The sequence below is a fragment of the Mangrovimonas sp. TPBH4 genome (assembly GCF_001280505.1).
Classification (GTDB): Bacteria; Bacteroidota; Bacteroidia; order Flavobacteriales; family Flavobacteriaceae; genus Mangrovimonas_A.
The window spans coordinates 332,606-359,093 of sequence record NZ_LBIO01000040.1 but is presented as its reverse complement, the minus strand read 5'-3'; the positions used below and the strand labels follow the sequence as shown (position 1 = coordinate 359,093).

Sequence of the window (26,488 nt, the reverse complement as noted above, 5' to 3'; positions counted from 1 at the left end):
AACTTATAAAAAGAAAAGCTAAAAGTAATTAACCAATACTTTAAAATGTGAATAACTATAGGCTGTAAGGCGACATTTTGTACCTTTGTACCTTTAAATCAATTTAATACATATAATGAACATTTCAATCGGTAACGATCACGCAGGAACAGAGTATAAATATGCTATTGTTAAACATTTGGAGGCAAAGGGACATACTGTTAAAAACTATGGTACAGACAGTACAGACAGTGTAGATTATCCAGATTTTGTACATCCTGTGGCCAATGATGTGGAGAGTAAAGCTGCAGATTTTGGAATTATTATTTGCGGTAGTGGAAATGGAGCCAACATGACGGCCAACAAACATCAAGGTGTACGTTCTGCCCTATGCTGGACTAAGGAAATTGTAACCTTGGCCAGAGAGCACAACAATGCCAATATATTGAGTATTCCGGCGCGTTTTACGGCGCTTCCTCAAGCCATTGAAATGGTTGATGCATTTTTGGATACACAGTTTGAAGGTGGACGCCACCAAAACCGAGTAAACAAGATTCCGGTGTCTTGCTAAATGGGACATGGACATTCACATACACACACACATGTAGGTAAAAAAGATAGAAATCTGGTGGTTTCTATCTTTTTAAATATTGTTATAACTGTAGCACAAATTATTGGTGGACTTATTTCTGGTAGTTTGTCGCTTTTAAGTGATGCCCTTCATAACTTTAGTGATGTCCTTTCCTTGATTGTAAGTTATGCCGCTTCTAAGCTCTCCAAACAAAAGGCTTCTATTAATAGAACTTTTGGATTTAAACGTGCCGAAATATTAGCAGCTTTCATAAATGCCATCACTTTGGTTGTGGTGGCTATTTTATTGATAATTGAAGCTATCAAGCGTTTTAAGGCACCAGAGGAAATAGAATCCAATTTGGTGATTTGGCTATCCTTAATAGCTATAGCAGCCAATGGGTTTAGTGTGCTATTGTTGAAAAGTGATTCTGAAAAGAACATTAATATCCGTTCTGCCTATTTACATCTGTTAACGGATATGTTGGCAAGTGTGGCTGTTTTAATTGGTGGACTGTTGATGAAGTATTACCAAGTGTTTTGGGTAGATAGTGTGCTTACCTTTTTAATAGCATTGTACCTTATTTGGGTGGGTTACGATTTATTAAAAACATCCACAAAAATGTTGATGTTGTTCACACCAGACAATATAAATATCAAAGATGTTGTTAGAGCTGTGAATAAATTGCCTAAAGTGAGTAAATTACATCACGTTCATATTTGGAACTTAAGTGACCATGAACTGCATTTGGAAGCCCATTTAGATTTAAATGAAGACATTTCCACAACCGAGTTCAACGAGCTTTTGCACGAAATAGAAAAACTGTTGCATGATAAGTTCGAAATTAACCATGTTACCATACAGCCCGAATTCAATAAAAAAGATCCTAAAGAAGTAATTGTTCAAGATTGATGTTGTCTATTAGCATTAAATATTTTTCAGAATTAAGCGTTGAGGAACTCTATGCGCTTTTACGTTTACGGTCTGAGGTTTTTGTGGTAGAACAGGATTGTGTGTATCAAGATGTGGACAACAAAGATCAAAAGGCTTTACATGTCTTAGGTTATGAAGGCGATACTTTGGTTGCCTATACCCGACTTTTTAAGGCTGGTGATTACTTTAATGAAGCAAGCATTGGAAGGGTGGTTGTGGCCACCAACAGGCGTAAACACAAGTATGGTTATCAAATAATGGAAAGCTCAATCGAAGCCATTTCCAATTACTTTAATGAAGATATCATTAAAATATCGGCACAATGCTATTTACAGCAATTTTATAACAATCTTGGATTTAGAGAAATTGGAGACTCCTATTTAGAAGATGGGATTCCTCATATCGCAATGTTGAAAACTAAGGTTTAGGCTTGTAATTATTACTTATTTTCCCCTCCTACATAGGTAACTAAGATTTCCACGCGCCTGTCAAATTTAGGATCGCCACCAAGTGGGAACAAGCGACGCATTCCAACGTATTTCATTCGTTTTTTGTTTACCCCTTTTTTGGCTAAATAGTCATAGATATACTTAGCTCTGGCTACAGAAAGATTACGTTTTTTGGTTTTCCTGTCTATAGCATCCCTACTGTTTTGCGTGCAGCATACATGGCCCTGAATGGTAAAATAAATATCATCGCGCTCAACCAAAACTTCAGCAAGTTCTTCCAAAGTTTTCACAGATTCCGAAAGTAAATAACTATAACCAGTTTTAAACAAAATATTGTCTAAAGTGAATTTATCCCCTGCCTTAAGATCACCTTTCAGTTGGTCCTTGACATCCATTTTTACGGGTTCTTCAACCACTCTAGGCGGATTGTAAGGATGTACAATGATTTCAACTTTTCGGTTTAGACCTCTTATTTTATGGACATCCTCTTCTTTTATAACCTTTAATAACACCTCTCCTTTTCCATCAACATTGGTGATGACGGATTCATCAAATTCGTTGTTGGAGAAAATAGTCTTTATGGAATTAGCTCTTTGTTGGGAAAGTTTAAGATTATAGGTATCACTTCCTCGATCGTCAGTAAACCCATAAATAGACACTTTTTCAATGTCTAAACCTTCAATTTCCGAAAGAAATAATAGTAATCTATTGTGCTCTGTTGGTGGAACTTCAAACTTGTCGGTTTCAAAATAAACCTCGTGTGTTAGATCTTCTTGGGCACATAAAAATTGTGTAATTAAAATAAAAAATGCTATTAATTTTTTCATTATTATTACAATAAGGGGAAATAAATATACTTTATTTTTCTACTTTTTAAAAATGTACTTAAGAAATTTTTTACTTCAAGTAGCCTTGATAGGTCGATAAATTCCCTAAAATTTCGGTAGCTTTTTGAATTTCAGTATTAGTAGCAATATAATAAGTATATAATCCTTCTCTATAAAAATAGCGTTTGACGATCTCGTCAGACAATAGGGATGACAATTGGGTTTTGTTGGCATCTACGGCTTGGTCCTTATAGGAATTTAAAGTCTTTACAAGCGCATCATACTCTGGATTGATAACTGGTTTTAACTGTTCTTCCTTGGCGACAGCTAAGGCATCATCAAAGGCTTTTTCTGTCTTGGTTTCAAAGTTGAAATCATTGGTTTTAAGGAAGGTTTTAAAATCCTTAAAGTCCGTATCTGTAAATTTAAAGGCATTCAAATCAGCTACTTGATGACTGTAATAATATTTGGTGGCATAATCAAAAATAAGGTTATCATTTAAGATGGCTGTCGTAATTGGGCTATAAATTGATTCCTCCATTTCCACGTCTGGTTGGATACCCCCACCGTCGTAAACGGTTCTTCCTTTTTTGGTTTTAAAGGCGTTGTAATTTTCCTGTTTTACTCTAGTGGCTTTACCTTCTTCATCCCTGTTCCAATAATCCAAAGCCTGAATACAACGACCCGATGGGGTGTAATATCTGGAAATGGTAATTTTCATATGGGTTCCATACACTAATGGTTTTGGACGTTGCACCAAACCTTTTCCAAAACTTCTTGTACCTACCACTACGGCACGATCCAAATCCTGTAAAGCACCAGATACAATTTCACTGGCGGAAGCACTGCGGCCATCAATAAGTACCACCAATGGAATTTCGGTGTCCAAAGGTTCTTTAGAGGTGTAATAGGTTTTGTTGTATTTCTTTACTTTAGATTTGGTGGTCACCACCAATTGGTTTTGAGGTACAAAAATATTGACCACATTGACAGCTTCACTTAACAGTCCTCCTGGGTTGCCTCTTAAGTCCAAAATCAATTTTTTAGCCCCTTCTTTTTTAAGACTTCTAATGGCATTGATGGTCTCTGAAGACGCCTTTTCGTTGAATTTCCGCAACACCACATAACCTGTTTGGTTATTTACCATGGAATAATGCGGTACGGCATGGATTTCAACAGCTTCACGTTTAATAGTGGCAGTATGCGTTTTACCTTGACGTAAATAGGTTACGTTTACATTGGTACCAGCGGCGCCTTGCAACAAATTAGCTGCATCGTCCTTAAAATCGGCGACTACAACATTTTCAACTTTAATAATTTCGTCACCAGCCTTTAAACCCGCTTTATCGGCGGGATAATCTTTATAAGGTTCAATGACTACTAACTTATCCTTCAAGGTCAGAATACTGGCACCAATTCCCGTGTAATCCCCTGTATTGTTGATTCTAGAGGCTTCCACATCCTGTTCGTTCATAAAATTGGTATAGGGATCTAAATCCTCCAACATGCTTTTAATGGCCGTGTCCATTAAATCACCAGGATTGGTCTCATCAACATAGTTCATGTTGAGTTCCTTAAAAAGGGTGGTAAAAATTTCTATCTGTTTGGCAATTTCAAAAAAATCGCTCTTAAAGGCTGTTCCTGTTAAAAAAATAGAGGCAATAAGAACAGGCACAAGGATATGTTTACGTAATCGATGTTTCATAGCAGTAAGGTTTAATCTAGGGTAATCGTTTGTGTAAATTTTGTAAGCAGTTGCTTCATTTTTTTATCAACCTGCTCAAAAGATGTACCATCTTTACCAATGTACAAAATCATTAACGCATAAGGCTCACTAATGTTGTTAAAAAATGTGGGTTTGTTCAATCTATAAGCTTCCCGCAAAAGGCGTTTTATGCGGTTGCGGTCGGTGGCATTTTTGAATCTTCGCTTGCTCACGGACACGCCAGCCTTGATTAAAGTGCCATCGGCATGGGGTGTTGGCAGATAAATCATTTTTAAAGGGTAGGCCGATACCGATTTGCCTTCTTCAAACAAATGGGAAATGACAATCTTGCTTTTTAGTTTTTCTGAAGCGTTAAACGTGTATTTCATACTATAGATTTGAGGTCTCTACAAGATGTACTTTATGTGCCTTTAAATCGGTTAATGCAGCCTCATAGCTGGCCTGATCTATATAGCTGGTAGCATCCGTAAGGTAGTAGGTATTAAAACCGGCTAATTTAGCATCTTTTGCGGTATAATACACACAATAATCGGCCGCCAATCCACCCACATACACATCGCTTATACCCTTTCCTTTTAAATAGCCCTCTAAGCCGGTAGCATTACTGTGGTTGTTATCATAAAAAGCACTGTAGCTATCAACTTCTATATCCATCCCTTTTCTAAAAATAGCTGCGACTTTATCGGTACGGAGTGCCTCCGAAAATTGCGCGCCGTCACTTCCCTGTACACAATGGTCAGGCCACAATACCTGGGGATTTCCGTTCAGGTCAACCACATCAAATACCTGTGCTTTTTCATGATTGGATGCAAAGCTTTTATGGGCTTTTGGATGCCAATCCTGTGTGGCTACAATCAAATCAAATTTAGATTGAATTTTATTGATTTTGGGAATGATAGCATCACCCTTTGGAACTGCCAAAGCACCTCCGGGTAGAAAATCATTTTGGATGTCTACTAAAATTAATGCCTTCATAACTTAGAGTTTCAGTTTTTCCTTTTTCAATTGGTTTCTCAAAGCTTCCAACTCGGGGCTTAATCCTACTTTATAGATATGTGGATAGGCAAAACGCTTGTGTTCAATAGGCAATTTCTCTAGGTTCTGTTTGGCAATGTCTGCAAGTTCCTTGGCCGATAGTTCAGGGTGTAAACGCTTACCATCTTTAAGTACTATTTGAAGTAAAGGCAACGCTTTATAGGGAGATAAGGCCATTTGTTTATGAGGTTCAAAGGGATGTGCCATGGTGTGTGGAGCTTCCAAACCATCTAAAGTAATGGCATCGGCAATATGCTCTTCCTCTTCGTTGTAATAACGATAGACCTGCTTTTCCCCTGGGAAATTCATTTTTTTTAGATTCTCCGAAATCTTGATTCGGGGAGTGTTGTTAAAACTGCAGAGTTTGTAAACCCCGTCCAAGGCAGCACTCTCCTTCCCTACTACCAAATTGGTGCCTACGCCATACAGATCTATTTGGGCCTGTTGTTCCTTTAAACTTCGGATCACATGTTCGTCCAATTGGTTGGAGGCTGCAATCTTTACATAGGGTAATTCAGCGGCATCCAACTGTTTTCGGGCGGCTTTGGACAAATAGGCCAAATCGCCACTGTCCAACCGAATACCCAAAAGCTTTTCGCCTCTGGCTTCCATTTCCTTGGCTACGGTTATGGCATTGGGAACGCCTTGTTTTAGGGTGTTATAGGTATCCACCAAAAGCACACAGTTGTTTGGTCTGGTTTCTGCAAAATCACGGAAGGCCGTCAACTCATCATCATAACTTTGAATAAACGCATGAGCCATGGTCCCTGAAACCGGAATGTGATATTCTTTTCCAGCCAGTACATTGGATGTATAATCGAAGCCTCCAATAAAAGCTGCTCTACTGGCCTGCATACCTGCGAGTCCCTGGGATCGACGCAAACCAAATTCTGCCAAACTTTTGGAATCACCGGCAATATGCCGAATCCTGCTTGCCTTGGTGGCAATCAAGGATTGAAAGTTCAAGGTGTTGAGCAAATAGGTTTCTATGAGTTGGCATTCCAAAATAGTACCACTTACCGTTAAAATGGGAATGAACGGAAACACAATGGTACCTTCGGGCATACTCTTGATGGTGCCCTTAAATTGAAATGTTTTTAAGTATTCTAAAAAATCTTTATCAAAGCCCTCCGAAGCCAAATACGTAATATCCTCTTCTGAAAAAGTAAAGGTTTCCAAATGTGTTAAGACTTCTTCCAAACCACAGAACAGCACATAACCTCCATCAAAAGGGGTTTTTCTGAAGAAATAGTCAAAGGTGGCGGTTACCTCGTGTTTATCTTTTAGAAAGTAGGATTGACCCATGGCCAGCTGGTACAAATCGGTATAAAGTGCAGATTGCAAATCCATGGTATTAAAGTTTCTTATAAAAATACGCTATGTTTTTAAGAAAACCGCCAAGCATGTTTTTAATTTGGTTTAATGAAAGATGATTAGCCAATCGTTGGTTCCAAAAAAAATGAAGTTTACTTCATTTTAGAAGCCATCAACAAGGCATTATAGGCATTTACAATCTTTCCGGATTTGGAAAGTTTCTGAAAAGCCTTGATATGTGTGGGGTCCTCTCCCACTTGCACTTCGGTAGGAAGTGACAAACCGGATTTCATTATGATTTCCTTTACTTGTGCGGCTCTTAAATGTGGATATTGCGACCGAATCAAAGCCGCCACACCAGCCACGGCTGGAGCAGCCATAGAGGTGCCATCTTCACTTTTATAGGCATTGTTGGGTATGGTAGAATAAATCTCGCTACCCGGTGCAAAAACATCGACATTTTGTTGTCCGTAGTTGGAATAGTCGGCTACAACCTTTGTACCGTAGGTTGGATTTAAGGCACCTACCACCAAAAAATTATCCGAAATTTCCTTTCCGTTTACTACATCGCTTGGAAAGGATGCTGTCTTATCCAAATCATAGGCTTCATTGCCAGCACTTATTACCAAAAGCACATCGTGTTGGGCAGCGTATGCTATGGCATCGGTTACCCATTCGCTGTGCGTGGCAAAGTATTTTCCGAAGCTTCCGTTGATAATCTTGGCGCCATTATCTACTGCATAACGAATGGCCAAAGCCACATCCTTATCGTATTCGTCCCCATTTGGTGTGCTGCGAATGGCTATCAATTTCACGTTGTTGGCAACCCCATTTATCCCTATCTGGTTGTTGCGTTCGGCAGCAATAATACCTGCTACATGGGTCCCATGGGTTTCTTCGGGATCGTGTGGATTTACATTATTATCGCCATAGCCAACATCCGACAAATCATCTGGATTATCGCCAGTAGTTCTTCCTTGGAAATCTTTATTCAAATGGTAGTCTAAATGATCATTGATAAGTACCAAATCGTTTTTAATGGCCTCTTTGAAATCTGATAAGGAATCATATCCCGAAGTGTAGTATTTTACAATTTCAATGGCAGTCAACAACGATTGGTTGTTGGTGCTAATACTGTCAATATCAGCTTTGGAATAGGTGCTTTTCTTTAAGTTAGTGGACAAATAATAGTCTGCTGTTACCAACTGCGCCATAATCTTGTCGTATGTGTCTTTTAGATTGCTGTATTTTCTAAATTCCTCTTCGTATTTAGCTTCGGCTTCTGCATATTGTGGGTGACTGGTGTCCCCTTTGGCCAAAATTCGGGTATATTCAAGTTGCTCGTTATAGGTATTACCCAAAAAGTTCCAACCGTGGATATCATCTACATAGCCATTGTTGTCGTCATCAATCCCGTTGTTGGGAATTTCATTGGGATTGGTCCAAATAACATCGTTTAAATCTTCATGGTCAATATCCATCCCAGAATCGATGACCGCGACCAAAGTGGTGGTTCCTTGTTCTGTTTTTAGGACTTCCTTATATGCCCTATCCACACTCATTCCCGGGATAGTATCGAGCAACAGGTCTAAATGTCCCCAGTGGTTCTGTTGTTTTTCGGTAATAGGAGCAGTTTTGTAATAGGGATGTGGGACTTTTTCTAAGGAGATACCACCCACACGGGCGCTTCCACATCCTACAAAAAAGGGGCCAATCAGGGCTGTAGCAAAAACAAGTTTTAAGGCTTTCATGGACTAAAAGATATCATTACAATGTAAGACATCCTTTAATCGAACGCCTTTTTCTGTGTGTTGTACGGTGATGATTTCATTGTGGGCATCGTGTTCCAAAAACAAGTAAAAATTGTTGTCGGCTGCCATGTTCAGGAACTGTTCCTTTTCATCAAGTGTTAGCAACGGTCTGGTATCGTAGCCCATTACAAAGGGTAAGGGCAGGTGACCAGCGGTAGGCAATAAATCGGCCATAAAGCAAATGGTATTTCCGTTGTAGTGAATCATCGGAATCATTTGTTTGTCGGTGTGCCCATTGGCAAAAAAGATATCGAAGCCTAAAGCTGAATCCTTTAAAATGTGATCATTTGGAAGCTGTGTAAATTTCAACTGTCCGCTGTCTTCCATAGGAAGGATATTTTCTTTTAAAAAAGACGCTTGTTCCCTCCTATTGGGTTTGGTGGCCCATTGCCAATGGTCGGCATTGCTCCAAAACGCAGCGTTTTTAAAAGCGGGCTCATAGCCTGTCCTATCGGCATTCCATTGAATACTCCCGCCACAGTGGTCAAAATGTAAGTGCGTCATGAACACATCGGTAATATCATCTCTGTGGAACCCATATTTGGCCAGGGATTTATCTATAGTATCATCGCCCCACATGTAGTAGTATCCAAAGAACTTTTCACTTTGCTTGTCTCCCATTCCAGTATCGATCAAGATAAGCCTATTGCCATCTTCAATCAACAAGCAGCGAGCTGCAATGTCTATCATGTTGTTGGAATCGGCAGGATTGGTACGCTGCCAAAGGGATTTAGGGACCACGCCAAACATGGCGCCTCCGTCAAGCTTAAAGTTTCCAGATTCTATAGGGTAAAGTTTCATAGTGCATAATTTTATGCAAATTATGAAAAGCTGAACAAATTACCTCTATGCTTTAGTAATTATTGACTGGAGTGAAAGAATGGGTTTCGATAGTTTTTTGGAGCCTTTTTCCAAAGTCCAATAAAGCTTTTAACTCCTTAATACTTGCAATGCGTTCTTTACTGAAAATGAGTAGACTTTCGCCATTGGATTCAATATGGTAGTACGGATTACTTTCAAAGAACAGAACCAATTCATCATTAAAGAAGGCGGTGATGCCCTCTACGTCTTCACCCAATAAATAAAACCGTTTGGAAAAGTCGTCATGGTCTTGTATTGGAATATCCTTAAAACCGGCAAGGGCGTATACCTTTTCCAAAAACCCTTCTCGGTCCAGCGTAAATACAGGAACTTCATTTTCAAGATCTATGTGCAACATGGTGGTACGGACCACTTCCTTGGCAATAAATTCACCCTCTGAAAACTCTATATCAAAGAGGTTAATGGAATGGATATCATTAAAAAGACGGTTGTAAATATGATTGATCTGTTTGGTCTTGAAGAACAAAAAGTCCTTAAGAAACAAGGTGTCCTTGCATTTGGTGGGGTTGTAACCCAATGAAAAATCCTCGGCAATAGTTTGTAGTTGCGATTGACGTTTGGTCAAATGGCGTCCAAACAATCGAGTACCCGAGAGGTTTCTTCGTAGGGCAAAGGGATGTTCAGAATCTGCCTTATAGGTATCTAGGCCAACAATTTCAAAGTGACCATCATTTTTGGTGAACATGTCTTGGTAACCGTTGAGGTTTTCCATGACGGTGTGGTCCACAAAATTACAGAGCGAAAAATCGATTACTACATCGCAATGCTGTGGGATGGCATCCAATTTCTCCTTGAGCTTGTAGTAGTTTAAAAAACTGCAAAAATGTTTCACACTTACATAGTAATTGCCATTATCCTCTTTATACATCAAGACATTTGGCTTCAATAGGTTTCTTCCAAAAAGCATGAAACTTTTGTTGATGATGATGTGGATGATCAAGGTGGTAATTACTCCAGAAATAATCCCTGTAATCAAACCAATTTTGAGGGTTATAAACAGTGTTACGAAGAAGATGATAAGCTGTTCTTTTCCTATAAAAACAATGTTCCGGATTACCGTTGGCGAGGCCAGTTTATAACCGGTAAATACCAAAATGGCCATAAGGGCCGGTAGTGGAACTCGGGTTAGTTGTGTACTGAACAATACGATGAAAACCACCAAAAAGAAGGCATGAAAGAAATTGGATGAGGTATTGCTTCCTCCATTGTTTACGTTTACAGAGCTCCTTGCGATGACCGTTACCACATTAAGACCTCCTAAAAAGCCACTACCTATCGTGGAAACTCCCAAGGCCTTTAGGTCTTTGTTGACGTTGGAACGCCTGTTTTCAGGATCAAGTTTATCAACGGCCTTTATACTCAACAAAGATTCTATACTGGCAATAAGGGTTAGGGCCAATACACTGGACCAGAATGAAAAACTTCCCAATTGACTGAAATCCACCGATGGAATTTGAGTGATGATTTCATCAAAATGCGGAATGCCCGAAACCATATAATTTTTGCTGATGGGGTTGTCCTCATGCAGTACTAATTCAAAATAATAACTGAAACCAATTGATAGCAATACAATCCACATTGGGGCGGGAATCAATTGTAGGTATTTATTCCGAAGCTTTGGGTAGATTATCATGATCCCCAAACTAATAACACCAATAATGGCGGCGTAAATCAAACCTTTTTTATCATAATGGAGCGCATCGTTGATGGTTACAGGAATTTCAATCAAGTAATCCATGGCATCCGTCCGTTGTATTTTGTGGGCCAGCATGATGTGAAACTGTTTCCCTAAAATAATAAGGCCGATAGCGGCCAACATCCCTTGAATAGCAGAGGATGGAAAAAAGTCCGACAGTTTGCCCAATTTTAAAAAGCCCAGAGCAATCATCACCAATCCAGAACAGATAATGGCGGCATAAGCACCATTAAGTCCCAAGGTACTTATAGCTACAAGGGTGACGCCTACCATACCATTCCCTGGACCAGTAATAGTTACGTGGCTACCACCTAAGATGGACACCACTAGGCCGCTTATAATGGCTGTGATGACTCCGGCAATAGGAGGCGCTTCGCTGGCCATGGCCAATCCCAAACCTAAGGGAAGAGCAATAAGACTCACTACAAACCCCGAAAAGATGTTACGCGGGAGTTGGCTGACAAAGGTTTTTATGTTGTTTTTTTTAGGACTCACTGTATAATCAAAACATCGGTTGGTAATTCGGTTAGGATGTGCTCTATGTCATGGGGAAACAGGCGGTCCCAAAAGGACATCTTTAGTGGGGCATTCATTACCAAAAGGTCGGCACGGACCACTTCGGCATAATGTCCAATGGAATAGCCACGTTTTCCAAAGATGGGCTGTGTATTCAATAGCACAGAATCTTTATAAACCTCGGGAATTTCAGCAATCAATTGTTTCACTCTGGAATCTTCCCTCAACACCAAGCGCTCCTTGACTATATTGGCTTTTCTGAGGGATCTGTGGTCTTCTACACTAACGGCTACCTGTTGTTTTGTAATTTCTTCAACCACCGTAATTTTATTGGAACCTAATTTATTGGCCACAAAAAAGGCTGCAGAAATAGCTTCCTTGGTTCTTGGGTCTTTCAAGCCATTAACCACTATGTGTTGACAGCGCACGCGTTGTTTAGAAGGTTTGGTGAGCAACAAAATACTGCACTTCACATTGCGCGTTATTTTTCGAGCAATGGATCCCACGTAATATTTTATAAGGTTTTCACGCTTGAGGGCGCCAAGAATCAAAAGGTCTATATTGTAGGTTTTGGTTGCCGATAGAATGACATCTACCGGATCTCCACTTTTAAATACAATTTGATAGGAAAGTTGCTGCTCTATAAAGGGCTGTAAAATTTCCTCAATCTCATTTTCTTTCTTTTGAGAAGCTTCACCAACATGTATTAACAGTAGTTTGCAATCAAAAAACAGGGCAATCCGGGACGCTTCATAAATATTGGAAACGAGGTTAGGAGAAAAGGCCACGCCAATGCCTATTGTATGAAAAGGCTTTAAATTCAAAGTAAAGTATAGTATTGGACGGGGAAGATACTATTTTTTTTAAAACTGATTATTTTGTATTTGGGAATGAAAAATGTTGCTATTTATTATTATTTTAACAAAAAATTGGATACATGATTGAACTTTCGGGCATTGTAATTTTAGGAATCTTGGCTCAATGGGTCGCTTGGCGCTTTAAAATTCCCGCAATTTTACCTTTAATTTTAATAGGGTTGTTTGTGGGACCTTTTTCTACCTTGATTTCTGCCGATGGTTCCAAATGGATACAGCCTGTGTGGAATGGCGAAAAAGGGCTTTTCCCTGGCGACAGTTTATACAGTTTTGTATCCCTAGCCATTGGGGTGATTCTGTTTGAAGGCGGTCTTACCCTAAAGCGCAATGAAATCTCCAAAGTGGGCCCTGTAATTATGAAACTTATCAGTTTGGGGGCTGCCGTGACCTTTATTGGTGGAGGGATTGCCACGCATTTTATTTTTGATCTTAGTTGGAAGTTGTCCTTTTTGTTTTCGGCCTTGATTATTGTCACCGGCCCCACCGTAATAGCACCTATTTTAAGGAACATTCCTCTTAAAAAGGACGTGTCGGCCGTACTAAAGTGGGAAGGTATTTTAATTGATCCCATTGGTGCCTTGGTAGCCGTATTGGTGTTTGAGTTCATCAGTATTGGGGATGATACCGGGTACACTTCTCAAGCATTTATTGAATTTGGTAAGATTGTCATCATTGGGTTTTCCTTTGGGACCACGGCCGCTTTGGCCTTGTATTTTGCCATTAACAAGAAATTGATTCCTCACTATTTGCTGAATGTGGCGGCCTTGTCTGTCGTGTTGTTGGTGTTTGTGGAGTCGGATATATTTGCTCACGAATCGGGACTTTTGGCTGTTGTGGTGATGGGTATGGTATTGGGGAATAGCAAGCTTCAAAATTTAAAGGAACTCCTTTACTTCAAGGAATCCTTGAGTGTACTGCTCATTTCCATTCTCTTCATATTGCTCTCAGCCAATGTGAATATTGAAGATTTGATGACTGTTTACGACTGGAAAACGGCCATTCTTATGGCGGTGATCATCTTTGTGTTACGGCCTTTGGGTGTGTTTTTAAGCACGACCAATTCCAGACTTAAAACCAACGAAAAACTGTTTATAAGTTGGGTTGGGCCACGAGGAATTGTTGCAGCGGGTATTGCCTCCCTGTTTGGCACCAAATTGGTGTTGAAGGGAGAGCCTGGTGCGGAGTACATCACACCTTTGGTGTTTACCACGGTATTGGTTACGGTCCTGCTGAACGCCACCACGGCCCGTTCCTTTGCTAAATGGGTCGGGGTATATTTAAAATCCAGCGATGGTATTTTAATTGTGGGTGCTTCTGAAGCCTCTAGGATTATTGCGCGTTACCTGATCGATAATGGGCGCCATGTGGTATTGATTGACAGTAATAAGGAGAACATCGATAAGGCCCGTGCCAAAGATTTGGATGCTATGGAAGCCAATGTGTATTCTGAAGATCTATCCAATGATGTAGAATTGAGTGATATTGGCTATCTGTTGGCCTTTACGGGAAGTGATGAGGTCAACCGGCATTCTATCAATAAGTTTAAAGCCTATTTGGGAGAATCTGGTGCATATAGGTTGATTTCTTCCGAGGAAATCAAACATCCTGAAACCGTAGATAAGGACATGATTTTCTCAACCAAGGATGACTACATCAATTTCAGTGAAGTGGCGAGGGATTATCCGGTAATCAACGAGATTGATTTGCGATCTAAAAAAGATTATTTGGAAAAGATAGACCATCTAAATTCTGAACAAAAGATGATTCCTCTCTTTGTAAAAGACCTTACCGGCGAACTGCACATCATCTGTACCTTAGACAAGGATTTCAAGGTTGAAAGAGGTTATCAATTGGTGTATTTGGGTAGGCCAGAAGGGGTGTAGCCTAGGGTGTAGGTGAGTTGAGAATTAAAGGGGGCTTTATATTATAGAAGAATACTCTCGTTCAACACTAGGAAAGTATTGCAAAATCCTTACAACTGAACAGTTCAGAAATGATATAATAGTTTACAAAGAATTAAATAAGTATGGGGAATTTCACGGGTATTGGGTTAAGTAATTCAAATGATGTCTTTAATAAATTAAAAAGGGATCAAAATGTTCTAGAATTAGCCATAAATAATCAAAAAGAAGTAGAGCTAGAAGATGCTATAATAAATTTCTTTACTTATGGATATCATATCAAAGATTGGTTAAGAAAAGAAGGGTGTGGGGGAGTTGAAGAATATATAAATAACAATTTCGAATTAAGAATTTGTGCAGACCTCTGTAATGGAGCAAAACATAAAGTTTTATCAAAACCACCAAGAGAAAGAAATGATGAAGTGGATTCGATTAATCAGTCTGAAATCACTTGGGATAGTACAGTATATTCTTTTGATTCATCGTTAAATTATAATTCCAAAACCTATAGTATTGAACTAGAATCTGGAAGAAAAGTTGAAATACTTCATTTTGCAAAAACCGTTGTTAGACTTTGGGGTGAGTTTATTCTTCGTCAACCCCGCTAGTGTGCGATTGTATTGCGTGCTACCGCTAGCACCAGTATTACACTGGTACCTTTTTGCAATTGAAAATATAGCGATCAAACCCCATTACGGGAATTTGCTTACGCTCATTATTAGTCCCCTTGAGGTGACTGAAGGGGTGTTAATCATCAATAGGTTTAATTCTGTGGTAATTCAAATTGTCACATGCATATTCAATAATTATAGAATCCCCTATATTCATTTTGTTTCTTAGCCCTATTGTGCTTTCAGTGCCTTTGTATCTTTTATTTTCAATCATGAATACATAGTGAAAATAGTCGCCACGTTTATTTCTATGGTCAATTCCTTCTATAAAGCCCATAATTTCATTGTTGCAGTTTGCAATGGTATCAATTTCTTTGTCTGACAAAATTTTACCTGTCGTAGCTACGGAAATACATAAAAGCAACAAAATTAAAAGTCGCCAACGTTTTTTTAGAGATTGTTGTTTAGATTTATTTTTTGACAAGGCGTTTCGTTTTCTATTTCTTTGGAGCATACTTTTTTGAATACAAACATAAGCAACACTGTCCTTTTCCTCTCATTATCCCTTTAAGGGATGAACTATTTAATGTTTCCTTGAGATATAACAAAATAATTTATAAGGTAATACGTTCTTGGTTAAAACCAACCTTATAGAAATTGAATCAATTAAAATTTTTACTTCAAGAGTTTCCTGAGTACTACTTGACCATTTTGGTACTTCTTGCAGGGTTTACACCCCCAATATCAATTCATCCCTTTTCCTCACTACTGGCAATTCTTTTAATCCTGCAGATAGTATTTAAAAATAAACTATCAGGCCTCCTAATTACAACTGTATTTGTAATAATGAGCATGTTTATGTTCTTGTCATTATTATCAGAGTTAAGTGAGTTTACAATACCATCAACAAACGCAGCCAAATTATTGTTGGTTGGCCTACCTCTTTCTGTGCTAAATATACTAGCCGTTGTGATAATGGTTAAAAAATATGCTTTTGATTGGAGTTTAAAGCATTAGTTTTTAACTAGCTTTTTATACTTAAGAAAGTAAATATCTCCCTCAACCACTTTCAAAAGGGAAATTTAATTGGCCCCTTGGGAGATTGTTTGGGTATTAACTAGGAAAATCTTTTAATAATTGTTACAGTTAGGAGTCAAGTTGAAATTAAAAGAATACTTCATAAACCATAAGAACAATGATCGAACTGAAAAAAAATTTTTTATATAACTGAAATTTGTCTATTTCTTTTTGTTCTTCTACTGAAGGAAATGACTCTGAACCTTCTATAAAATAATTATCAAATAGAGTATTGTTTTCGTTCCAAAGAATCATCATTTTTATTCCTGAGAATACTGAAAAGAGAACAATGATGGTTTTTAAAATTAAAACTACCATGTTAAATATACTTTTTGGAAATAAGAAGGTTTATTTGATTTCTAAATTTTTATAAAAATAATATAATTATGATTTGGGTTACTACCTATTTTACAAAGTGTCTAGCCACAGATTCATCAAAAACAAAAGCCCTGTAAATATTACAGGGCTTTTTGATATCTAGGAAGGCATCAACTTAATCGTTAAGCTTTAAAACGGCCATAAAGGCTTGCTGAGGGATTTCTACGTTCCCTACTTGGCGCATACGTTTCTTACCTTTTTTCTGTTTTTCCAATAGTTTACGCTTACGTGAAATATCCCCACCGTAACATTTTGCGGTAACGTCCTTTCTAAGGGCTTTAATGGTTTCACGTGCAATAATCTTGGCACCAATAGCTGCCTGGATAGGAATATCGAACTGTTGTCTTGGGATCAATTCCTTAAGCTTCTCACACATTTTTTTACCAATGTGGTAGGCGTTATCAGCATGAATAAGAGCCGAAAGGGCATCTACTGTCTGTGCGTTCAACAGAATGTCCACACGCACCAGTTTAGAAGCGCGCATACCAATAGGCGAGTAGTCGAAAGAAGCATAGCCCTTGGACACAGTTTTTAAACGATCGTAAAAGTCGAATACAATTTCGGCCAATGGCATATCAAAACTTAATTCTACACGCTCTGGTGTTAAATAAGTTTGATTGGTAATCTGTCCACGTTTTTCTATACATAAGGACATTACGTTACCAACAAAGTCGGCCTTGGTAATGATGGTGGCTTTAATATAAGGTTCTTCCACGCGGTTCAAGGTGGAAGGTTCCGGTAAATCCGATGGGTTGTTTACAATGATAACCTCATCTGGATTTTTATTGGTAAAGGCGTGGTAGGACACGTTAGGAACCGTAGTAATTACGGTCATATCAAACTCACGTTCCAAGCGTTCTTGGATGATTTCCAAGTGTAGCATTCCCAAGAATCCACATCTAAAACCAAAACCTAGCGCTGCTGAACTTTCTGGTTGGAATACCAAGGAGGCATCGTTAAGCTGCAGCTTTTCCATAGAGGCTCTCAGCTCTTCGTAATCTTCGGTGTCTACAGGATAAATCCCCGCAAATACCATAGGCTTCACATCCTCAAAACCACCAATGGCGTTTTTGGTTGGCTCTTTGGCATCGGTAATGGTGTCACCCACCTTTACTTCCTTAGCTTCTTTGATTCCCGTAATTAAATAGCCTACGTCTCCTGCCTTAATTTCCTTTTGTGGGTGTTGCTTCAGTTTTAAGGTTCCTACCTCGTCTGCAAAATAGGTTTTGCCGGTAGCGATAAACTTAATTTGCTGGCCTTTTTTAATCGAACCATTAATTACCCTAAAGTAGGTTTCAACGCCTCTAAAAGGGTTGTAAACAGAGTCAAAAATCAAGGCTTGTAATGGCTCGTCTGAATTTCCTTTTGGAGCTGGAATGCGATCGATAATCGCGGTTAAAATGTCCTGGATTCCCAAACCGGTTTTGGCACTGGCAGGAATCACTTCGGAAGGATCGCAACCTAGGAGGTCTACAATATCATCGGTTACTTCTTCTGGATTGGCACTCGGTAAATCTACTTTGTTCAATACCGGAATGATTTCCAAATCATTTTCCAAGGCCAGATATAGGTTGGAAATGGTTTGGGCCTGAATGCTCTGAGCGGCATCTACAATCAATAAAGCGCCTTCACAGGCCGCAATGGAGCGGGAAACCTCGTATGAGAAATCCACGTGCCCAGGGGTGTCAATAAGGTTCAGGATATAGGTTTCGCCATCATGGATATATTCCATTTGAATGGCATGCGATTTAATAGTAATACCACGCTCGCGTTCCAAGTCCATGTTGTCCAATAACTGATCCTGTTTTTCACGCTCTGTTACCGAGCCCGTAAAATCCAACAAACGATCTGCTAAGGTACTCTTACCGTGGTCGATATGTGCAATAATGCAAAAGTTTCTAATGTGCTTCATAATTGGTACTTACATACATAAGATTCTGCAAATATAATTGATTTATTATGCTTTGTGATGAATTATTTACAACAAAAGAAACATTAAAAATAACGGAAATCCATAAATGTTATATCGAAACAAATAGTATATTGCAATATCCTAAAGCTAATTTAACTTGAAATTAACACCCTTAATCAACCTACTTTTTCTGGTTACATCATTGAGTTTTGGACAAGGAGTCTTCGTAAAAGGAAGGGTTGTGGATGTTCACAGCAATCCTATTTCCTATGCCAATGTTATGCTTGAAATTGATGGTTCTGGTGAATTTGTAAAAGGAAGTGCCACGGATGACAGTGGTAACTTTGAAGTTGCAAATTTGCAGTTGGGTTCCTATATGCTTACCGTGTCGTTTATTGGCTATAAAGACATCCAAAAGCAAATTACATTGAATGGTAATCTGGATTTAGGGGTGATGGTTATGGAGGAAGATTTACAGAGCCTTGAGGAGGTGAATATTACCTATAAAAAACCGACCATTAAAAAGGAAGCAGATCGATTGGTATTTGAGGTGGAGAACACGGCACTTACCGAAGGAAATATGTTACAGGTCATCCAGAGCACCCCTGGTGTATTGGTGGTGGATAACAGCATCATGGTAAAAAGTATGGCACCTACGGTATACATAAACAACCGTAAGGTAAATTTGTCCTCTTCAGAACTTACCCAGCTTTTGGAAGGGGCTTCGGCGAGTTCCATAAAATCTGTTGAGGTTATTACCAACCCATCGGCAAAGTACGATGCTGAGAGCGGTGTGGTCATCAACATTATCATGGGAAAAAATTTGGTGACCGGTTACAAAGGGAATGTATTGGGTAATTTTACGCAAGGTGTATTTCCTAGGTACAATGGGGGAATGGGGCATTATTTCAAGACCAAAAAACTGAACATTTCTGCCAATTACAGCTATACACAAAACAAGATCAATAGAGATTCAGACGAGGAAATCAATTACTTTGACAACAATCAGAATATTGACCAAATTTGGTTATCCTCGGTAAATAGAAATACTTGGTCCAAAACACACAATTTGGATGTGTATATGGATTATATGTTGAGCAAGCAAAGCACCTTGAGTTTTTCAACCAACACCCTGTGGATGCCGGATTTTGAATACAGTATCAGAAATACCAGTGAGGTGTTTGATGCCAACGAGTCCTTGATGTATTATTTTGATGCGAATAATATGTCTATTGATGAAAAGCACAATCTGGGGTTTAATTTGGATTACTTACATACCTTCAATGATGAAGGGGAACAACTTTCGGGGAATGCACATTATACAACCTATGGGTATTCGCGGGACCAGGGTGTGAGTAGTAATTATTTTGATAGTAGCGATCAGTTTTTGCAGACCACAAGCTATAATACTTATAGCAACCAAAACACAAACATCTTCACTTCGCAATTGGATTATGCCAAAGGCGCTTCGGAAGTGTCAAGTTTTGAAACAGGTCTAAAGTTTTCGAGCATTTCTACCAATAGCGATATTACGCAATTTGATGTTTTTGGGAGTCAGCAAATTTTGAATCCCGATAATTCAGATGCTTTTGACTACAGAGAATACATTTATGCAGGGTATGTGGATTTTGCAAACGATTGGGATTTGTGGAGTTTGAACTTTGGTTTACGGGTTGAGAAAACCCATTTAAAAGGAATTTCCATAAGTAACAACGAAGTAAACAAACAGGATTACTTGAGTTGGTTTCCTACGGCAAGCATTAGTTTTAAGGCATCAGACGATTTGAGTCTGTATACCAACTACAAACGCAGTATCAATAGGCCAGATTATCAAAGCCTGAACCCTTTTAAACTGTATTTAAACGATAATACAGTGGTTGTAGGAAATCCTAAGCTACAGCCGGTATTTATTGACCATGCGGTAATTGGAGCTTCTTATAAAAGCACCTATACGGTAGAGGCTTACTACAAGGTAAACAAAAACAATATTTACGAATTGCCAGCACAGGACAATGTCAATAATATTCTCACCTATGCGCCCGTTAATTTTGATAAAACCATCGAGTTTGGTTTCGACTTTTTGGTAAATTTTTATGTCTCTCCACGTTGGTATCTATATGCGGTAACGTCGTTTTATAACATTCAGGATGAAGCTACTTTTTGGGGTGAGGATATCACATTGAGTCAGTGGTCCAACTACAGTGAATTGAGTAACAATTGGCAGTTTTTAAAGGATAAAAGTTTAAATGCCAACCTCAATCTAATTTGGGTGGGCAAAAACCTGCAAGGGTTCAGAATTGTAGAAGATAGATTGGTGTCCAGTCTGTCCATTTCAAAAACGCTCTGTAAAAAGAAATTGGTGGTATCCCTTACGGCAGAAGACCTGTTCAATATGCAAGATATGGAAGATGCCACAAGGTTTTTGAATCAGTATAATTCACGCTACAACGATGTGGACAGCCGAACCATTAAAGTGGGCTTGCGCTATAATTTTGGAAATACCACCCTTACTTCTGAATCTGAAACAAGTAAAGACCTTCAAGAGCTAGACCGATTGGGTTCTCAGGAAAATTGATTTTCCCGCTATTAAGTCTTCCTATCAAAAGCACTATTTCATTGGAAAAGAAGTGAATTGGGCAAAAAGATGTAATTTTGCAGCAAAATGGGCTATTATGGTAAAGATTGGCAATTTAGAACTTCCTGATTTTCCGTTGCTTTTGGCACCTATGGAAGATGTAAGTGATCCACCGTTCCGTGCACTGTGCAAGGAGCAGGGGGCAGATGTGGTATTTACGGAATTTATCTCGAGTGAAGGGCTTATTCGCGATGCGGCTAAAAGTACCATGAAACTGGATATTTATGAGAAGGAGCGTCCTGTTGGGATTCAGATTTTTGGTGCCAATTTAGACAGTATGCTCAAAACCATTGATATTGTTGAAAAGTCCAATCCGGATATGATTGACATCAATTTTGGTTGTCCTGTAAAGAAGGTGGTGAGTAAAGGTGCCGGGGCAGGAATATTGAAAGATGTATGCTTGATGGAAACCTTAACTGCCGAAATGGTGAAACGTACCAATTTGCCCATTACCGTAAAGACTAGATTAGGTTGGGACCATGATTCCATTAGGATTGTAGAAGTTGCAGAACGTCTCCAGGACGTAGGCTGTAAGGCCATTTCTATCCATGGCCGAACCAGAGCGCAAATGTACAAGGGGAATGCTGATTGGCGCCCGATTGCAGAGGTTAAAAACAACCCAAGAATGCACATTCCTGTCTTTGGAAATGGTGATGTGGATACGCCTGAGCGCGCTATGGAAATGCGTGATAGCTATGGTTTGGATGGCTGTATGATAGGTCGTGCTACCATTGGAAATCCTTGGTTTTTTAAACAGGTAAAGCACTTTTTCAACACGGGTGAGCACTTAGCGCCTATTTCTTTGGAAGAGCGTGTGGAAGCTGCTAGACGTCATCTTCAAATGGCGATCGATTGGAAAGGTGAAAAGTTAGGCGTTTTTGAAACCAGACGTCACTATACCAACTACTTCAAAGGAATTCCAAACTTCAAGGAATACCGAACCAAAATGGTAACCAGTGATGATGCTAAGGATGTATTTGATGCTTTTGATGAGGTGTTGGACAAGTTTTCTAATTACCAGTTTGTCTAACTAAAGCTTTCGATATTCTTCCAGAAGCAATTTTGGAAGCTACTACTCCTAGAAGTCCTACCGTTACAAATACCACAACAAAGTTGATTGGCTGTATAACTACGGGGTAGGGTAATGATGGGGTAATCATGACCAAACTGAATTGCTGTTGCAATATCACTAGAATAAATCCAATCACGATTCCGGTAACACCTGCTAAAATCGTCATTAAACTTCCCTGAAGGAAGAAAATACGCTTTATGGCATTGGTAGGTGTCCCCAAATTAAATAGGGTGTGTAAGGACTCCTTTTTGTCCAGAATCATCATGATAAGGGATCCTATAACGTTGAACAGGGCAATAGCAATTACCAAAGTAAATACAAGGTATACAAACAAGTTTTCAGAGTTGAGCATTTTGTTGAGTGAGTCGTTAAGCTCTGTTCTATTTTTCATGATAAAACGGTCTCCAAACGTGTCGTTCAGAGCTTGTCTTATCTGCGCTTCATTGGCATTTGGATGTAGTTTTACCTCAATGCTGCTTATTTGGTTATCGTTGTAGTTCAGTAGAAATTTAGCGGTTTCCAAGTTGGAGTAGACATACGAATTGTCTAAATCTTCATTGATTTGAAAAACCCCTGTATTCACAGCATTTATAGAATTGAAAGCGCCTTTTACAGAAGTAATTTGCCCCGTTCCTGGTTTGGGTACGTAAATCTTAAGTTGCTTGGCATAATCCAAAACTCCCAAAGACAGACTGCTTGAAATACCCCATCCACAAACCACTTGGTCCGTTTCTTTTTCAAACCAAAATCCATATGCTACCATAGAATCAATATGGGTTACTTGGGTATAATGTTCGTCAACTCCTTTTATGGTGGCCAATTTTCGTTTGTTGTCGAATTCCAGAATGACATGTTCCTCTATAATTTCGGAAAAGAGTGCAACACCTTCAATGTTGGAAAGTTCCAAAGAATCCTGTTCAGTAAATTGAAAGGATTTCCCCTTTGCAGGCAGCATTTTAAGGTCTGGATCTACATAGGAAGTAAACTGAAGACTAAAATCCTTTAAGCCCGCAAAACCGGATAGGACTATAAATAGTGCCGCGGAGGCAATTACAATACCAGAGGCCGCAATAAGGGTCATGATATTGATGGCATTATTACTGCTTTTGGAAAACAGGTAGCGTTTGGCAATGTAAAGGGATACATTCATGGCCGTAATTTAAGGCGAAAAAAGAACATAACCGAAAAGTGGGTATTAAAGAAAAACCACTCCGAGTGGAGTGGTCATGATTATGATTTTTTGCGTTTGTCCAAAAGGTCTGGATTTTCAATCGGGTTGTCTTCGCCTTTTAGGGACTGTTCAATACGGTCTATATATTCCAAAGAATCGTCGATAAAGAATTCCAAATTAGGCATACGGCGTAATTGGTTTTTGGTGCGCTGCGCCAACTCGTGACGAATCAACGGTGTGTTGGAACGAATACCTTCCAAAAGTTCCTGACCCTTTTCGTTAGGGAAAATGCTTAAATAGACTTTGGCAACGGATAAATCTGTAGTGACCTTGACCTTGCTTACCGAAATAATAATGCCTCTAAGGCCTCCTTTTGTGGCAGCGCCCTGTAATACGTCTACAAGATCTTCCTGTAAAACACCTCCAATTTTTTTCTGTCTTTGACTCTCTTCCAACGTGTTTAGGTTTTATAAATTAGGAAATACACTGCAAAAATAGAGCATATTTGAGGAATATCTTATTTTTAGTCCCATTAAATTTGCCCCTCAGATAGAAAACAAACTTAAAATGAATAAAATAGAACACATTGGTATTGCCGTTAAGGATTTGGAAGTGTCCAATCCTTTGTTTGAAGCCTTATTGGGCGTGCCAAAGTATAAAGAGGAAACCGTGGAAAGTGAAGGTGTGAAGACCTCCTTTTTCCAATCAGGTCCCAACAAGATAGAACTGCTAGAAGCCAGTAATCCAGACAGCCCCATTGCCAAGTTTATTGAGAAAAAAGGGGAGGGGATTCACCATATCGCTTTTGCGGTGGATGATATTGAACAGGAAATCGCAAGACTAACCAAAGAAGGCTTTACAGTTTTGAACCCAATACCTAAAAAAGGGGCTGACAATAAGTTAGTGGCGTTTTTGCATCCCAAATCCACAAACGGTGTATTGGTGGAGCTTTGTCAAGACATCAAGTAATTAAAAAAAGGTTTGCAGTATAATAAAATTAGTAGTAATATTGCACTCCAATTTCAGGTCCTATAACTCAGTTGGTTAGAGTATCTGACTCATAATCAGAAAGTCCTTGGTTCGAGCCCAAGTGGGACCACAGAAATACTTGATAGAAGCGCTGCTGAATTGAAAGATTTACAGCGCTTTTTTTCTGCCCTGTATTGACACTAGGTATCTTTTGAGTTTTTCTATGTGGTTGTTTGGATTTTAGGTTCGAGTGCCTGAACTTGATCTTAGTAAGGGTATGTAATAGTCCGTTAAGTTTGTTACTTGTTGTTTGAATCCTTTGTAGTAGTGGTTATTAAATCTTCAATAACCTTGATTTGGTTTTCTGGTTTTTTGGATTGTTCCAAGAATTCTACAAACTCTTTAGAGAAGGATTGCCGGCGGATTTGCCACCATTCCTGTATGCCCTTAAGGTGGAAATAGGAAATGATGGTATTCCTGTTGCTTACCCAAAGCCAGGGCTCGAGGACATTCATCTTGTTTTGGTAATAGAGGTTTTCCCAAATACGGAAGAGTTGTATGTACAGAAAATTGGAGGTTCTTTTATCGTCTTCATTTAGGGTGTTCCAGGACTTGGTGCCTTTTTCGAACAGTTTTCCAAGGTCTTTATCTACAATTAATTGGTGGAGGAATTCCCTATTGGAATTGGCAAAGGAGTCGTAGAAGTTGGAGCGGACGGCCTGGGTGTTCTTTTTGATTTCTATGGCAAGGAAGATTACCGAAATGATGACCCCAATGGATGTTAATAGATTGATTGCTAACTCTAAGCTCATGTTGTACAATGTGTGCCGTGGGTTAGTTTAAGTATTTTGGAGTGGTGTGCCTTAAAGATAGTGAAAGTGTGGCAATTTTTGTGGGGAGGGATGGGACCGTTTTTACATCTCCCTTCAAAGAGGGAGTGGGTTGGTGCTTGTTGGTGTTAGGCTTTGGCATATTTGGTAGAGAAAGGACTTTGGACGAATAATGTCTTAGTCAAATTCAGGTTATAATAAGTGAAGGGCTTGTAAGTTGTATTCCGTCGTAAGACACTGATGATTTTAATGATTATAAAGTTTTGTAGGTTTACAGTTACAGATTTATGGGTTTTGTGGTATATTAGCTTCTAACTCTTAGTCCCTATGCATAAGTCAATATCTTTATACTAACAATAATTTGAAGGGAAGAAATTACATATTAGTCTTTTTGAATTTCCTTCTAGTTTTATCCTGTGGACAGAACGCTTCCGAAAAAAAGCTCCTCGGTAAGTGGTATGGTTTGGAAAATAATGGGTTCACTCGATTGTATTTTTATTCGGATAGTCTTTTGGTTATTGAGGACTCCAAAAAAACTGTTGATTGGAATGCGACAGAGTCTAAAATTGACTTTAATATTTCAAACGTCACAGTGCTTGATTCTTTAAGTAATGTGTCTGTTTATTACAATCTTTCAAGGAATGGCGATACCTTATTTGGTGATTTTAGGACTGAAAAGGGAGAATTTAAGATGCATTTGCTAAGGGCAAACAATTACTTGGAGTATCTTAATAGGAGATACAAAATTGAATTTTTTTTACCAGAAGACAACGAGGTGGAGCTTTTAGATACAGACCCAATTTACGGACTGAAAGTATTTATTGGAGTTTCTAATGGTAAGATGGTTGCTAGAACCGAACTCACTGATAACCTAAATAATTTGAGGTACGATATTGAGGGCTTTAAAGATAGTATAGCGCCTTCTGAGGAAGATCAAATAGAAACACATGCACTTCTGTTGGACCGAAAATTTCATTTGAGGGTCTTTGCAGATAAAGAGATTCCAGATTCAGTTATAACCCAAAAATTGAAAGTAACCGTTCCCGTGGAGTTTGCAACTATTGCCAAACATTTGCCTGAAAGATTTAGAGAAGAAAAACAAGATTCCTTACCGATACGAATTTATAGGATTTACCAAAGTGAGGAAGAAACCGACCTTGGAATTTTGAATGGGAAAGAAATAAATAGCTTAGCAAAGATTGTTTATTATTAATGAATTGATGATTATTATCATGGAAACGTTCTTTCAATTTCTGTCAAGATTTAGAACTAACGATTTTTAAAAACTAAAGTGGTTAAAATTTGAAAATGCTATTTT

General features: G+C 38.9%; 25 protein-coding genes and 1 tRNA gene. 11 read left to right on the top strand and 15 right to left on the bottom strand.

Features of this window, described 5'->3' with window-relative positions; translation table 11 throughout:
* The first annotated feature begins 115 nt into the window (after positions 1-115).
* Genes rpiB through ZA05_RS05535 form a run of 3 tightly spaced genes read left to right on the top strand, consistent with a single transcriptional unit; the run spans position 116 to position 1,911 of the window.
* Positions 116-550 carry a ribose 5-phosphate isomerase B gene (gene rpiB / locus ZA05_RS05545; RefSeq protein WP_053990678.1) on the top strand — a complete coding sequence of 145 codons (435 nt, stop codon included), beginning with the start codon at positions 116-118 and terminating at the stop codon, positions 548-550.
* A complete protein-coding gene (locus ZA05_RS05540) occupies positions 551-1,462 on the top strand; it encodes a cation diffusion facilitator family transporter (RefSeq protein ID WP_053990677.1) in 912 nt (303 codons plus the stop codon).
* Positions 1,462-1,911 carry a GNAT family N-acetyltransferase gene (locus ZA05_RS05535; RefSeq protein ID WP_053990676.1) on the top strand — a complete coding sequence of 150 codons (450 nt, stop codon included), beginning with the start codon at positions 1,462-1,464 and terminating at the stop codon, positions 1,909-1,911. The genes ZA05_RS05540 and ZA05_RS05535 overlap by 1 nt, the downstream gene beginning before the upstream one ends.
* 11 nt (positions 1,912-1,922) lie before the next feature.
* Here ZA05_RS05535 and ZA05_RS05530 read toward each other — a convergent pair whose 3' ends face one another.
* From ZA05_RS05530 to ZA05_RS05490, 9 genes are all read right to left on the bottom strand, one after another.
* Positions 1,923-2,759, bottom strand: coding sequence for an OmpA family protein (locus tag ZA05_RS05530; RefSeq protein WP_053990675.1), 837 nt, complete (start codon positions 2,757-2,759; stop codon positions 1,923-1,925).
* Between the two features lie 70 nt (positions 2,760-2,829).
* Positions 2,830-4,464, bottom strand: coding sequence for a S41 family peptidase (locus ZA05_RS05525; RefSeq protein ID WP_053990674.1), 1,635 nt, complete (start codon positions 4,462-4,464; stop codon positions 2,830-2,832).
* An 11-nt stretch (positions 4,465-4,475) separates the two neighbouring features.
* Positions 4,476-4,853 (bottom strand): ribonuclease P protein component, encoded by a 378-nt coding sequence (gene rnpA / locus ZA05_RS05520; protein ID WP_053990673.1) that lies wholly within the window; start codon positions 4,851-4,853, stop codon positions 4,476-4,478.
* Between the two features lies 1 nt (position 4,854).
* Positions 4,855-5,460 carry a bifunctional nicotinamidase/pyrazinamidase gene (gene pncA, locus ZA05_RS05515; protein ID WP_053990672.1) on the bottom strand — a complete coding sequence of 202 codons (606 nt, stop codon included), beginning with the start codon at positions 5,458-5,460 and terminating at the stop codon, positions 4,855-4,857.
* Between the two features lie 3 nt (positions 5,461-5,463).
* Complete coding sequence (locus ZA05_RS05510) at positions 5,464-6,870, bottom strand: nicotinate phosphoribosyltransferase (protein ID WP_053990671.1); 1,407 nt, start codon at positions 6,868-6,870, stop codon at positions 5,464-5,466.
* A gap of 116 nt (positions 6,871-6,986) precedes the next feature.
* The gene (locus ZA05_RS05505) at positions 6,987-8,585 is read right to left on the bottom strand and encodes a S8 family peptidase (protein WP_053990670.1); all 1,599 of its coding nucleotides are present in this window, start codon (positions 8,583-8,585) and stop codon (positions 6,987-6,989) included.
* Between the two features lie 3 nt (positions 8,586-8,588).
* Positions 8,589-9,446, bottom strand: a complete 858-nt coding sequence (locus tag ZA05_RS05500; protein ID WP_053990669.1) for an MBL fold metallo-hydrolase — start codon at positions 9,444-9,446, stop codon at positions 8,589-8,591.
* A 52-nt stretch (positions 9,447-9,498) separates the two neighbouring features.
* On the bottom strand, positions 9,499-11,718 hold the full coding sequence (locus tag ZA05_RS05495; protein ID WP_053990668.1) for a SulP family inorganic anion transporter: 2,220 nt from the start codon (positions 11,716-11,718) through the stop codon (positions 9,499-9,501).
* Positions 11,715-12,563 carry a universal stress protein gene (locus ZA05_RS05490; protein WP_053990667.1) on the bottom strand — a complete coding sequence of 283 codons (849 nt, stop codon included), beginning with the start codon at positions 12,561-12,563 and terminating at the stop codon, positions 11,715-11,717. Before ZA05_RS05490 ends, ZA05_RS05495 begins: the two co-directional genes overlap by 4 nt.
* Positions 12,564-12,676: 113 nt before the next feature.
* On the opposite strand from ZA05_RS05490, the gene ZA05_RS05485 reads away from it, so the two are divergent.
* Positions 12,677-14,497, top strand: a complete 1,821-nt coding sequence (locus ZA05_RS05485; protein WP_053990666.1) for a sodium:proton antiporter — start codon at positions 12,677-12,679, stop codon at positions 14,495-14,497.
* Positions 14,498-14,640: 143 nt separating this feature from the next.
* The gene (locus ZA05_RS05480; protein WP_053990665.1) at positions 14,641-15,123 is read left to right on the top strand and encodes a hypothetical protein; all 483 of its coding nucleotides are present in this window, start codon (positions 14,641-14,643) and stop codon (positions 15,121-15,123) included.
* Positions 15,124-15,262: 139 nt separating this feature from the next.
* On the opposite strand, the gene ZA05_RS05475 is transcribed toward ZA05_RS05480, so the two are convergent.
* Positions 15,263-15,610, bottom strand: a complete 348-nt coding sequence (locus ZA05_RS05475; RefSeq protein WP_157514545.1) for a hypothetical protein — start codon at positions 15,608-15,610, stop codon at positions 15,263-15,265.
* A gap of 173 nt (positions 15,611-15,783) precedes the next feature.
* Between ZA05_RS05475 and ZA05_RS05470 the strand changes: the two genes are divergently transcribed.
* Positions 15,784-16,143, top strand: coding sequence for a hypothetical protein (locus tag ZA05_RS05470; protein ID WP_157514543.1), 360 nt, complete (start codon positions 15,784-15,786; stop codon positions 16,141-16,143).
* A gap of 147 nt (positions 16,144-16,290) precedes the next feature.
* On the opposite strand, the gene ZA05_RS18450 is transcribed toward ZA05_RS05470, so the two are convergent.
* Both ZA05_RS18450 and lepA read right to left on the bottom strand, forming a co-directional pair.
* Entirely contained in the window at positions 16,291-16,521 is a 231-nt protein-coding gene (locus tag ZA05_RS18450; protein ID WP_157514541.1) for a hypothetical protein, read from the bottom strand.
* A 175-nt stretch (positions 16,522-16,696) separates the two neighbouring features.
* A complete protein-coding gene (gene lepA / locus ZA05_RS05465; protein WP_053990662.1) occupies positions 16,697-18,493 on the bottom strand; it encodes a translation elongation factor 4 in 1,797 nt (598 codons plus the stop codon).
* A gap of 157 nt (positions 18,494-18,650) precedes the next feature.
* Here lepA and ZA05_RS05460 point away from each other — a divergent pair, with 157 nt between their 5' ends.
* Together ZA05_RS05460 and dusB are read left to right on the top strand one after the other, a co-directional pair.
* Positions 18,651-21,068 carry a TonB-dependent receptor domain-containing protein gene (locus ZA05_RS05460; protein ID WP_157514539.1) on the top strand — a complete coding sequence of 806 codons (2,418 nt, stop codon included), beginning with the start codon at positions 18,651-18,653 and terminating at the stop codon, positions 21,066-21,068.
* A gap of 97 nt (positions 21,069-21,165) precedes the next feature.
* Positions 21,166-22,158 carry a tRNA dihydrouridine synthase DusB gene (gene dusB, locus ZA05_RS05455; RefSeq protein WP_053990660.1) on the top strand — a complete coding sequence of 331 codons (993 nt, stop codon included), beginning with the start codon at positions 21,166-21,168 and terminating at the stop codon, positions 22,156-22,158.
* Here dusB and ZA05_RS05450 read toward each other — a convergent pair.
* On the bottom strand, positions 22,139-23,350 hold the full coding sequence (locus tag ZA05_RS05450) for an ABC transporter permease (protein ID WP_053990659.1): 1,212 nt from the start codon (positions 23,348-23,350) through the stop codon (positions 22,139-22,141). The genes dusB and ZA05_RS05450 overlap by 20 nt on opposite strands.
* Positions 23,351-23,430: 80 nt before the next feature.
* On the bottom strand, positions 23,431-23,826 hold the full coding sequence (rbfA, locus tag ZA05_RS05445; RefSeq protein ID WP_053990658.1) for a 30S ribosome-binding factor RbfA: 396 nt from the start codon (positions 23,824-23,826) through the stop codon (positions 23,431-23,433).
* Positions 23,827-23,938: 112 nt separating this feature from the next.
* Between rbfA and mce the strand changes: the two genes are divergently transcribed.
* Complete coding sequence (gene mce, locus ZA05_RS05440; RefSeq protein ID WP_053976571.1) at positions 23,939-24,340, top strand: methylmalonyl-CoA epimerase; 402 nt, start codon at positions 23,939-23,941, stop codon at positions 24,338-24,340.
* Positions 24,341-24,396: 56 nt separating this feature from the next.
* Positions 24,397-24,470 (top strand) — tRNA-Ile (locus ZA05_RS05435).
* 169 nt (positions 24,471-24,639) lie between these two features.
* On the opposite strand, the gene ZA05_RS05430 is transcribed toward ZA05_RS05435, so the two are convergent.
* Positions 24,640-25,152, bottom strand: a complete 513-nt coding sequence (locus ZA05_RS05430; RefSeq protein ID WP_053990657.1) for a hypothetical protein — start codon at positions 25,150-25,152, stop codon at positions 24,640-24,642.
* 409 nt (positions 25,153-25,561) lie between these two features.
* Between ZA05_RS05430 and ZA05_RS05425 the strand changes: the two genes are divergently transcribed.
* Positions 25,562-26,383: a hypothetical protein gene (locus tag ZA05_RS05425; protein ID WP_053990656.1), complete on the top strand. Its 822-nt coding sequence runs from the start codon at positions 25,562-25,564 to the stop codon at positions 26,381-26,383.
* Positions 26,384-26,488 lie beyond the last annotated feature (105 nt).